10 protein-coding genes and 1 pseudogene are annotated in these 12,299 nt (G+C 29.2%); 2 read left to right on the forward strand and 9 right to left on the reverse strand.

Annotated elements, in window-relative coordinates:
• Positions 1-4: 4 nt before the first annotated feature.
• Genes N187_RS01250 through N187_RS01260 form a run of 3 tightly spaced genes read right to left on the reverse strand, consistent with a single transcriptional unit; the run spans position 5 to position 4,106 of the window.
• A complete protein-coding gene (locus N187_RS01250) occupies positions 5-799 on the reverse strand; it encodes an undecaprenyl-diphosphate phosphatase (RefSeq protein WP_025419463.1) in 795 nt (264 codons plus the stop codon).
• Between the two features lie 15 nt (positions 800-814).
• Positions 815-2,956 carry a flagellar assembly lytic transglycosylase gene (locus tag N187_RS01255; protein ID WP_025419464.1) on the reverse strand — a complete coding sequence of 714 codons (2,142 nt, stop codon included), beginning with the start codon at positions 2,954-2,956 and terminating at the stop codon, positions 815-817.
• A complete protein-coding gene (locus N187_RS01260; protein ID WP_233275044.1) occupies positions 2,934-4,106 on the reverse strand; it encodes a hypothetical protein in 1,173 nt (390 codons plus the stop codon). Before N187_RS01260 ends, N187_RS01255 begins: the two co-directional genes overlap by 23 nt.
• 190 nt (positions 4,107-4,296) lie before the next feature.
• On the opposite strand from N187_RS01260, the gene N187_RS01265 reads away from it, so the two are divergent.
• Positions 4,297-5,676, forward strand: coding sequence for a tetratricopeptide repeat protein (locus N187_RS01265; RefSeq protein ID WP_025419466.1), 1,380 nt, complete (start codon positions 4,297-4,299; stop codon positions 5,674-5,676).
• A gap of 3 nt (positions 5,677-5,679) precedes the next feature.
• On the opposite strand, the gene N187_RS01270 is transcribed toward N187_RS01265, so the two are convergent.
• Positions 5,680-6,933, reverse strand: a complete 1,254-nt coding sequence (locus tag N187_RS01270; protein WP_025419467.1) for a peptidoglycan DD-metalloendopeptidase family protein — start codon at positions 6,931-6,933, stop codon at positions 5,680-5,682.
• A gap of 71 nt (positions 6,934-7,004) precedes the next feature.
• On the opposite strand from N187_RS01270, the gene lepB reads away from it, so the two are divergent.
• Entirely contained in the window at positions 7,005-7,508 is a 504-nt protein-coding gene (gene lepB / locus N187_RS01275) for a signal peptidase I (protein ID WP_038443364.1), read from the forward strand.
• A 45-nt stretch (positions 7,509-7,553) separates the two neighbouring features.
• Here the strand turns inward: lepB and N187_RS01280 are convergent, their stop codons facing one another.
• The 5 genes and pseudogenes from N187_RS01280 to N187_RS01300 form a co-directional block, all read right to left on the reverse strand.
• On the reverse strand, positions 7,554-9,062 hold the full coding sequence (locus N187_RS01280) for an Hsp70 family protein (RefSeq protein ID WP_025419469.1): 1,509 nt from the start codon (positions 9,060-9,062) through the stop codon (positions 7,554-7,556).
• Positions 9,004-9,559: pseudogene (locus N187_RS01285) on the reverse strand (DUF6115 domain-containing protein). The gene N187_RS01280 and the pseudogene N187_RS01285 overlap by 59 nt, the downstream one beginning before the upstream one ends.
• 18 nt (positions 9,560-9,577) lie before the next feature.
• The gene (locus N187_RS01290) at positions 9,578-9,883 is read right to left on the reverse strand and encodes a hypothetical protein (RefSeq protein WP_025419470.1); all 306 of its coding nucleotides are present in this window, start codon (positions 9,881-9,883) and stop codon (positions 9,578-9,580) included.
• A 24-nt stretch (positions 9,884-9,907) separates the two neighbouring features.
• Positions 9,908-11,806 carry a FapA family protein gene (locus tag N187_RS01295; protein ID WP_025419471.1) on the reverse strand — a complete coding sequence of 633 codons (1,899 nt, stop codon included), beginning with the start codon at positions 11,804-11,806 and terminating at the stop codon, positions 9,908-9,910.
• A gap of 2 nt (positions 11,807-11,808) precedes the next feature.
• Complete coding sequence (locus tag N187_RS01300; RefSeq protein ID WP_025419472.1) at positions 11,809-12,297, reverse strand: hypothetical protein; 489 nt, start codon at positions 12,295-12,297, stop codon at positions 11,809-11,811.
• Positions 12,298-12,299: the final 2 nt, after the last annotated feature.

The raw sequence follows: 12,299 nt of genomic DNA on the forward strand, positions 1-12,299 counted from the left end.
AAAATCAAAAAAGGAAATAACCTATACTTGAAAGTATAATTAAATAAACTGAAAAATAATAAAGTTTACTAATTTTAAACATTCTAACAAAAAAATTTATTGAAAATAACCCAACAATAAAAGCAATAATAGCCCCCAAGTTTATCTCAAAAATACTAAAAAGCATATCTGATTCAAATAACTCCTTATATTTCAAAAGTAAACTTCCAAAAACGATGGGAATCAAAGATAAGAAAGAAATTTCAAATGATTCTGATCTGCTAAATCCAAGCAAAACTGAGACAAAAATTGTAATCCCTGAACGAGAAATACCTGGCATAGATCCAATGCCCTGCATAGTTCCAATCAAACACCCTGCAAGCAAAATATTATCTTTCAAATCAAAAATTACAATTCTAGACTCAAGTAAAAACAACAAAATGCTTGTCAAAAAAAAATTAACCAAAACTAAATCAACGGTAAATACTTCCTTAAACCTTTCTATAAAAAATCCAACAAATGCTGTAATAAGAGTGATTATCAATATAAGCAATATTAATCTTAATTTAGCAAAATCTATTTCAGTAACCCTTCCTAAAATAAATTTAACCAAAACTAACATGAGCTCTAATATTCGCCTGCGATAATAAATAATTACAACCAAAACAGTTGAAAAATGTAAGTAAATATCAAATACAATTGGAATATCAATATGCATAAACTTTTTTAAAAGCAATAAATGTCCTGAACTAGATATAGGCAAAAATTCAGCAATCCCCTGAATAAAGCCTAAAATCATAACTCTTAAAACATTTTCCATCTAACTCTCAAAAAACTAAAAACTCTTGGGAAATTTGCCCATAATATACTCTATAATAAAATCCATTCCCTTATTATCATATAAAGCATCATACAATACACAGTAAACCAATATCTTTTTAACATAATTTCTAGTTTGCCCAAAAGGAATTGCTTCAATGAAAAGCTCTTTAGGTAAATGCCCATAATCTTTTTCCCATTTACGCATATTTCCAATGCCACCGTTATAGGATGCAAGAGCTTTATATACTTCTCCTATCATTTTTATCCTTTTATTCAAATAATAAGTCCCTATAATAACATTATCTTTTGGCTGCTTCAAATCATAATCATAATATTTAATTTCTCTAGAAACATCAACTGATGTTAAAGGCATAATCTGCATAAGTCCGATAGCACCAGGCTTAGATACAGCATCTCCTTCAAAACTACTCTCAGCCTTTATTAAAGAAAACACAAGACTAGGTTCAAGGCCTCTTCTCTTTGACCAATACCTAATCAAAGCATTATACAAACATGGATAGAGACGCTTATAATCCTCCCTACTTAAAGCTGCACTATCTTGTCTTACAAGATAGTTAATAGCAAGTGTAGATTCATAATAATACTCATGTTTCACAAGTTCATCATAAAGATTACGGTAAAAATTAGAAGAAAACCTATAACCATTTTTAAAATCATTAGCAACAAAAGCACTAACATAAGAATGAAGATTAAATTTAAAAAACCCCTCTAAAAACCTTTCATAATCAGATTGATCATAATTAACATCTAAATTATTTTCAAAAAAATCATTAATACTTTGATTCAATAAATATTTACTCATAAATGAGGAATAAGATGTACGACTATACCTAATAGCAGAACGCAAAAGTTCAACATACTCATCTTTTGATTTAAGATTAATAAATTTATGATATATAAGCCTTGCATTAATAAAGGCAAGTCGAGATAAAACAGCACTGTCAATAACACCTTGACCATTATGATAAAGTGCATATAAATTATCATAATCCTTAAGCTGAACAGCTTCTAAAATATACTCATCTAATACTTTAATAAAACCAAGATCACTCTTATCCTTATCAGTATAAAATCTAGCTATGTTTTGGGCAAAATAATCTCTTGTATTTTGTAGAAATATTAAATTGCCAAAAATTTCATTAAGCATGCTTAATCTATAAGGTTCATTTTCAAGAAAATTATTTTCTAAATATTTAACTATGGTAAGAAAACCTACATCCTTTTTTAATCTTAAATTAATAAGCCCTAAGTAATAATCCCTATAAACACTATTCAAACTGCTAAAAAAAGATAACGCCTTACTAATATATCCCAAACCCATAAAAGCTTTATAAACATCATTTAGAAATACAAAATTATTATAATATCCTTTAAAACCATCATTTAATATATTAATTGCACCCCTTAAATCTCCATTAGCCATCAAGGTTTTAAACTTAACAAGATTCAAAAAACTCAAATTTAAAAGACTAGACCTCTCTTCAAGAACAAGATAATCATGAGCCCTGACATGCAAATATTCTGCTGGCAAATCTTCAAACAGTTTCTTGAAATAAACCAACGCCGAATTAATATCAGAAGCATTAAAATAAAGCACTGCCTTAAATAAAAGATTTTCATTCTCCTGATACTGTTCAAAATCCATCTTTTCAAGCTTATTTAAAACTAAAAGAGCCTTATCATTCTTTTTCTGCCAATAAAGACTTTTAAAATATCCTAATATAATAAATTTATTATTATATCTTTTGTAAAGCTCACGTCCAAGAAGTTCAGCTTCAGGATATTCTCTTCTAGCATTATAATATTCAAGAAGTCTAACACCAGCAAATTGAGATACAATATCATTACTACTTTTTATTGCCTTATACATATATTCTTTAAACTTTTCATCATATCCTATTTTTTTAAAAAGATAAGCAATATATACATAAGAATTTACATCTATACCAAAATATTCATCGAAATTCTGACTCAAATAGTCAAAATTCCATAACCAATTTAGATGACTCAAATCAAAATCATCTATATTCCTTTTAACTATATTGTTACCTAAAGACCCTTTTCCAAAAGAACAAGACAATAAGCTCAATAAAAACAAACAAAAAAATTTCCTAAGCATGATTACTCTTTTCATATTTAGTAATTTTTGCTTCCCTACAAAAAGAATAATAGGAAACTACAAAATTTTTCGGATTCAAGAGTTTAGAAAAAATCAAAAACAATGAAAAGAATATCAAAAGAAAAAAGGAAATAAGACTTAAATACAGCATAGAAGTTTCAATGAAACCTTCTTCCGGATCTAAATCCAACTGATTCTCTTTAATATCTGTGACAAAACCTTCCTTACTAAAATCCAAAGTAACATCATCAACTCCGTTCCCACCCAAATCCTTATTAATATCTGTAATAATATCATCAACACTCCAATCATCAGAATAAGAATCTTGCAAAGCATGAACATTAACACTACTAAAATTAGTGTTCGAATCCTCAACTAATTTCAAAACATTAGAATCAGAATCATCAGTAACTACATTCGTATCATTAATATCAACAGGAAGGTTATTGAAATCGAGAGTATCTTGACTAACAATATCTTCCTCATCACTAAGGACATGTCCAATACCATCTTTAGATTTATCTCTTTTAAATTCTAATTCTAAACCAAGATTAGAATCAGAATTTAAACTTTCACTTGCCAATGTGTCATTATCTGTACTTAAAGAATCCGATAACAAATCTAAATTCTCAATATTACTAGAAAGCTTTTCATCTTCAAACAAATCTTGAGAATCAAGTAAATTATCAATATTGTCCCCTAAAGAATCATCTTGTTCCTGCACCACAACATTATCTAATTCTTTAACAAACTCATTTTCACGGTCACGATCTACACTACTAAAATTAACAGGCAAATCATTTGATTTAGCATTTTCAAAAGAATCACCTATGTTTCCCGAATTTACATCAAGACTAATAGAGCTTAAATCAAACTTAGATTTACTTGCAATCTCATCACACTCACCGTAAACATAAAGTATCATAGACTCTATTTTAAAATAGATATTTATATTAGAATTCTCTTTTCTAAGATCATTTAAGAAAAAAGACCCAATAAAAACGGAATTAGAAAAGTCTTCATATTCACTAATATAAAAATCTAACTTCACATTAGTTTCATCTTTAAGTCTACCCAATACCACTCTCTTCACAGCAGTATCATCTAAACTTAAAATTGAAAAATACTCATTATTAGAAAGCCTTATGCCTAAAAACCCTTTCAAAAATTCCAACCTTTTTGTTCTTTTGTAAAAAACAAATTTATATATAATTAACTATATCAATAATATAATTATAATATAATTAATATCATATTCAACTTATAAGTAGCTTTCATTTAAAAGAAAAAATACTTAAGGCTATGAACTACTATTTCATATGATATTGATAAATATTTTTCTAGGAGAAGTTAGGGTGTTACCATTATTCATAATACTTTCCTCAATTACAATATCTGTTTTGGTCTTTTTATTCTTTAAAATTGTAATATCAAGCACAAAAATAAGGAAAAAAAGTAAATATAACAAAACATCAGATAAAACAAAAAAATTAATAGAAAAAGCTGTAAACATATTAAAAATAAACCCAAATGATATAAGAGCTTTACAAACTTTAAACGATCATTATTATTCCAATAAAGACTTCGAAAATGGAATTAAATATGCTAGGAAATTATGTCAACTTATAGAAGAAAACCCCACAAATCAAGGAATAGATTCTTTTAAGGCTTTTCTAAGTTACGGTGTTTATAATCTTGAGAGGAACTTTAACGTAGAAGCACTAGAACTTCTTAAAAAAGCCTACATCATGAAAAAAAATGATATAGATGCAAATTACTATCTTGGAATAGCCTTCCTACGAAATGAACATTACAAAGAAGCACTCCATTATCTCACAAAGATATATAAACTTAATAAAAACAAAGATGCCTTAAAGTACATAGGAATAATACTCTTTTATACGGGGAATTATACCAAAGCCGTTGGAATATTTAATAGCATAAGCAAGTACATACAAAATGATATCAATGCTTTATCAGCATATGCTCAATCTCTAGCTCAACTAAATCAAGATCAGCTTGCACTTGAAATTGCAAACAAAATAAAAAATAGAGATGGAATGATATACGAAGCTCTTTTAATTGAATCTGAGATTAATTCAAAAAACAACAATTTGTCGAAATTAGAAAATAATATTAGAGAAATAATGAAAATCAAACCTGATTTACCTACAAAAATATTCCTTAAACTCTTTTACAAACTAGGAGAGCTTTATATAGAATATGAAAACTATAAAAAAGCAACTGAAGTTTTGACTCAAGTTGAAAGAATTGATCCACACTATCAAAAAATAGCTGAAAAACTAGAATTTAGTAAAAGACTAAATGAAAACCTAGCATTAAGAATATATCTTAAAAGTCCAAAAGAAAAATTTGATAGCCTAGCCAGTGCAATTATCCTTAAACTTTATAAAAATAAGTTCCAAATAAGAGATAAAAAGATAAATGAAATAACCTCACAATTCATAGACATAACTTTTCAGCTATCAAATAATCAATGGGAAGAAAATCTAATAGTCCGATTTGTCAGAACAGATCAAAAAAATTTTGGAGAATTATTTCTAAAAGATCTTGTTTCAAAAACCAAAGAAAGCAAATTAAAAGGACTTTGTATTGCACCAGCGACATTCTCTGATAAAGCAAAACAAATCATTGAAGGTAGGTTAATTGACCTTATAGAAGGAAAAAAATTAATACAAATATTAAAAACATTAGATGTATCAAAGTATATATAGCCACTATCTGAGATACTTCATAGGATTTCCTGTTTTTCCATCTTTAAAAATAGTGAAATGCAAATGATTACCTGTACTATGTCCCGTACTACCCATACGTCCTATTATTTGTCCTCTTGAAACTCTTTGTCCCACTTTAACTGCAAAAGAACCTAAATGAGCATAAAGAGTTTGAAATCCATTATTATGAGAGATAATAACATATTTTCCGTATCCTCCGACACTAAATCCAACTGTCACCACAACACCCTCTTTTGCTGCAAGAATGGGTGTATTAGCTGCATTCGCAATATCAACTCCATTGTGAAAACTAATAGTCTTAGTAAAAGGATCACGACGATAGCCATAACCTGAAGTAATAACTCCTTGCGCTGGGAACAAAAAAGTCTCTCCTAAAGCACTTCTAAGTAAATCTTTAGCCATTCTTCCACCTGGAATAAATAACTTTTGACCTAAATATAGAACTTCATTATCAAGATTATTAGCATCAAGAATTTCTACCTTGGGTACATTATATTTATTTGCAATTGATGAGAGAGAATCATTTTTTTCAACAGTATAAAGAATTCCCTTCATATTAGGCACATTAATAACAAAATTGGGCCTAAGACTCCTTACATCCTTAATATTATTATAAGAGATCAAGGTCTCACTTGTTATGCTATATCTGGCTGCAATATGAGAAAGTGTCTCCCCTGGCCTAATTTTATGTTCAACTACCTTTAAAACAAAAGGTTTCTTGACAGTTGCCTTATAATTATTTGTATCAACCCCAAATAGATGGTTATCGCTCTGTCTTAAATCTTGATCGCTATAGTACAAAAAAGTATCAATAAAATAATCCTTAGGAAAACTAAGCTTATTGAGAAAAATATACGAACCATAATACGAAAAAATATCTAAATAAAAGATTAATATCAAAACAAAAATTATTGCATTAGACCTAAAAATAAAACTATAAGTTAAATTAATACTATAAGAATTAATTATTTTAAAGCGAATATCTTTATAACAAGATCGAGATTTATAGTTACCAATACTTACCACTCTATTACTTAAAGCTAAAAATAAAAATTCGATTACATCAAAAATTTCCTTTGGAATATTTATAAAACGAACAAAATTCTTCCGTTTCTTTCCATGAAAGTTGCGAATATTACTAAAATCTCTCAATTCAAAATCACCTTTAAAGGCCCTATCAAATACAAAATTTCTATTTCGTTTTAATACATTTTGATCCTTTTTTGGTATAATCATAACATGCCCTATTATACACTATATACTAGAAATTACAATTTACGAAAAAATCTCAAATGGAAATTTTAAAAATGCACAAAATACATAAACAAGTATTAATACCCATTATACTAGCTTCATTACTCATGCTAGCTATCATCAAAGTATTTCTGTCTTTTCATTTAGTCAAAGGCTCTTCAATGTTACCAATAATTTTAGAGAAACATTGGATAATAAATAATAAACTAGCTTACGGAATAAGACTAAACAATAAAGGAAAATATCTTGTATTATGGAGCACACCTAAAAAAAACGAAATGGTACTTATTAAAGATCCTATAACAAGAAAAATATCCGTTAAAAAAATTTTTGCCATACCAGGAGAAAAATTCAAAAAGTTACAGAAAAATGTAATATCCATACATAACCTAAACTTTAACATAGATAAGAAACATCTTGAAAAACTAGAAAGCATATATATTCCAAAGAATTACTACTTAGTAATAGGAGAAAATAAACAGGTTTCTCTTGATTCAAGAGAATACGGATTTATCAACATCAATGACATTATTGGGAAAATCATATATTGCCTGTAAAAGATCTTAAAATAATAAAATCAATATCCTAATCTAAATAAATTCTTAAAGTATTTCAATCCTGTCTCCCAAAGACACATTCGACTTAATGTCATCTAAAGAAGCAAGAACTCCTTCCTTTTGAAAATTACAATCAGAAGAAGCACTTGTCATTCTTATTTGAATTGACTTAGCAACACTAGTACCTAAATCTTTTGCAGAAATGCTTAAAATACCACTTTCATCCAAACTAAAAAGTATTTCTATCTTGGGAACACCCTTTAAATCCTTCTGTATATTACTAAAGAAAAATCTACCTATAGAATAATTTAAAGATGCCTTTTTATGATCACCTTGAAGTATATGTATTTCAATCTCTTCCTGATAATCATTAGTTGTTGTAAATATTCTTCGCTCACAAACTGGCAATAAAGTATTTTTTTTAATTAATGCAAAAAATCCATCATTACAAGTCTCAATGCCAAGAGAATAAGGCGTTACATCCCTAAAGTCAATAAAAGTATTATTATTTGAAAGACTAAAAGCATGAATGCCCGCCCCATTTGCAACAACTTCATCCTGATTTAAAGAATCCAAAACTTCAATTTTAGGGAAAAATTCCTTCAATCTCTCTTTAACTAAAGGAATTCTCGTTGAACCTCCTGACAATATTATTTTTGAAATATGTTCAAGCTCAACACCTGAATCAACAATACATTCATTCGTAAGAGCAATAGTTTTCTCTATAAATTTCTCAATCATAGAATTAAAATCATCTTTATTAAGCTTACAACTCAAATGCTTACCATCAAGAAAAGGTAATACAATACTAACTTCATCCATAATAGATAAATTCTTTTTAGCTTCCTCAATCCTATCTCTTATTTGCTCAAGAAGAATAATATCATCTAAATTGATATCAGGACATTCCTCTTTAAAATTGGTTAAAACATACCTTTCTATGACTTCATTAAAATTATTTCCACCAAGTTTATTTTCACCCTTAATTGCAAGAACAGTATAAGTATCATTTTGTTTTTCTAAGAGTGTAACATCAAAAGTTCCACCGCCAAGGTCATAAACAAGAAATAACCCATCTATTTGTTTTTCAAAAGCATAAGACAAAGCAGCTGCTGTTGGTTCATTAAGTATTGCCCTGCAGTTCAACCCTGCAAGTCTTGCAGCTTCTACAGTACCTCTTCTTTGAATTTCAGAAAAATAAGCAGGAACAGTGATCACAACATCACAAACCTCTGAACCCAAAAATTTTTCAGCATTCATCTTTACATTCGCAAGCACACAAGAAGCAATATCCTCAGGTTTATATGTACTACTACCCACTTTATAAGAAACTTCAGTACCTATATTAACTTTAAAATTATGAAAAGTTTTATCTGGATTTGCTAATATCTGATGTTTAGCAACACTGCCAACAATCACACCAGAATCTGTAAAAGAAACAACAGAAGGAGTCATTCTCTCTCCCCTATCATTTAATATCACTCTAGACGTAGCATCAAAATAAGATGCTACAGTATTTGTAGTCCCAAAATCTATGCCTATCCATTTTTTCATCAACTACCCCTATGAATTGAAATAATTAATTCAATTTCACCCAAATCCAATTTCAACTTTTTAGCAATAACTTCTAAAGACATTCCTTGCTCATAAAGCGAAATCACCTGCTGGCGAATATTATATCCTTCCTTGATTATATTTTTCTCAATAGTAGGTATTGAATAATCTAAATTACTCTTATAAGCACTACTATCACTTTTCATGCCAAAATTATTATTCCCCATTGAAATTGAATGGGTATTAAAACCTAATAGCCTCTGATCAAGTATTTCTATCCTCTCATCAACTTCTTTAATAATCCTATTTAAACTCTCAATCTTTATTTCAATGATATTTATATTCCTATCAGTAGCTTGATTAATCTCAATAATAGTCTTATCTACCTCGCTCCTAAATTTTCTCAGTATACTATTAGATCTTATTTTTAAACCAATATAAATATGAAAATATATAAAGACAAATATAATCAAAATAAAACAAAAAACAACAAACATAAAATGTCCTATACTAAACTATCTTTCAACATCGACGTTTCTTCCAATTTTTGGATCACTAAACTTAATATCATTCTTAGGCAAATCTCTCTTACTAGTCTTAAGCTTTGACATTGTAAAATCAAGTTTACCATCTATAATATCGCCAGTTGGATATACACTATTTATTTCAGAATCAACATGATAACTCTTGCCTTGATTTAAACTCAGATTTTTATCTTCTTTTATCTTTTTCTTCCTTATATTTTCACTTGAAATTTCACTAGCCCTAAAAGCAGCCTGTGTAATCACCTTTAAAACCTCAGACGAATTATTAATCTCCATAAATCTCCTCTTCAAATTAGTAACCTATTTGGCTTCAAAAGGAACATAAGCTACCATTTTGATAATATTATCATCCTCTACAAAGGTGATATTATGATAGTCTCTTGAAAGCTCATAATAAGTATCTTTAATATGTAACTTAACACCAGCATAAGCTATATATTCAACAAAAATCTTGCCATCAATCTTACTATTCTCAAGCGCCTCTTGTAAACTTTCTTGTCTATCTTTTACCATCTTTATCTCTAAAATCAAAATATCTCTCTCATTAATAAGCTCATTACAACTATCAATCTTTAAAGATTTTTCAGCTTTATCAACAGTCAGTCTAATATTCTTCTTTAAAGCTGAAATATCTTTTGTTAGAACTTCCAACCGTCTCTCAATCTTTACAAGATATTCAGTAAAATCAGATAGTAAAGCTTTTATTGAAGGATCATACCCAACATAAATAGAAGTCTCGGCATTACCCTCAGACCCAATAGAATATGCTCTAACCTCTTCCCTTGAATGAACTTCAGAACCAACTATCTTAGATTTTTTTCCAATACAGAGCACTTTTTTTGTACAAGAAACAAAAGAATTAACAATCCCTCTTACAACTTCAATATTGCCTTCACATCGTACACTAACATTCTCCAAAAATTTGGACTTAATGGATTTCTTTGCATAGATCTCTGAACCACCCTTCCCATTAGCTCCACTACGGAGAACAATAGACCCATCTGTCCTTAAATTACATCTACCAACAAGTCCATTAACTTCTATCCCACTCTTAGCCATAACGTTATAGCCATCCAGAATACTTCCCTTAACAAGCACTTTACCATTATTAACTATATTACCAGTACCAGGTCCAACATCACCTTCAATAACATAAACTTCATGAACAGAAATCACTCCCTTTTCAACAGATATATATCCATTACAGCATGCAATAATCTTAGTCCCTCTCATTAAAGTATTATCTCCCAAAATTAAATCCAATTCTCGACCTTTCTCTGCTTCTAATACTTTCCCAAAAACAGTATATCCATCAATACCCTCTGATAAGGGAATAATTTCTGCCAATTCATCTCCTTCATTAACATTTCGAAACTCATTATCTACAGTATCATACTCACATGAATACTTACTCTTAGCAATAAAATTAAGATAAGAATCTCTTCCCCTAACAGGATTCATTCCTTTTGCCATCTCAACTGGTTCACCATAAAACGGACAATCTACAAATTCTTTTATCTTATCCTCAAGTAATGCTCGATCGGCTATTCCATACTTTTTAAGAATATTATAAATATCTTTTTCTAGAACTTCAGCACCATTAGGCCCAGGAGAAGTAAATTCAACAGTCACTGACATCGAATCTTCTGATATATGAACCATCATAGTTACACTCTCAGCAAGATCAGCCTCAAAAGCAGATACTTGTTCATACTCACCATTAGCATTTGTAACTACCGATCTAACAAAATTTGCATCCAAATTTTTGATGTTACTATATAAAGCAAACTTATCCATCACATCTTTAAACTCAACAACACGTCCATTTCCCTGAGCAGGAGTAACTTTCAAAAATACCCCCTTGACAGTTCTCCTGATAAAAAATTTGCCATCTAAAGATACAACCTCTTCAGAACCACCCTGTGAATTTAAAACATGAGTAGCACTAAACTTTGAATAAGAATTCCTATAAGCAATTATTCTCCATTTTCTCTTACCATATCCAAATAGACCATTATGTCCACGTACCAACACCTCATAATCCAAGTCCTTATAAGGAACTGAAAGTTCTAAAGAAGCATCATTTAAAGCCTCTTCAAGTGTATCTGCTTCTACTTCTATTAAACTAACACTATTCTCCCTTTCTAGATAATGCTTAATCCTATTTCTCAAATCGGCAAAACCGCTAACGTCAGTCATAATTATTCCTTTTTATTAATCAAAGTCTTAATAGCCTCAGCAACAACCTTTGGATCAGCCCTCTCAACATATGAAATCTGATCTGGCAGTTTACCATTAAATTCATTGTTAGATTTACTCTCTTTAGGCACAGTTTTACTTTTACTCAATTTTTCTACAGAATCATAATTATCACTCTTGGTATCCTCATTAGTAGAGACATTTTCAGAAAAAGAGTTCATATTATCCGATTTGGAATTACAGTTATTACTTTCATCAATATCGTCTTCTTTATCATCACTCAAAGTATGATCTTTAAAAAGATCATATAAATACTTCTTATATATAAACTCAAGTAACAATCCAATACAGAAAAAAAATACAAACTGAAAAAATGCCCTAAACAATATTGTAATAAAAGGCACGCGAGCAAGAATACCAAGTACAACTGAAAGAACAAATGCAAATGAACTAAATAATAAAACATATTTGCTTCTCTTATTAAATAACATAT

It is taken from the genome of Borrelia anserina Es (assembly GCF_001936255.1).
Classification (GTDB): domain Bacteria; phylum Spirochaetota; class Spirochaetia; order Borreliales; family Borreliaceae; genus Borrelia; species Borrelia anserina.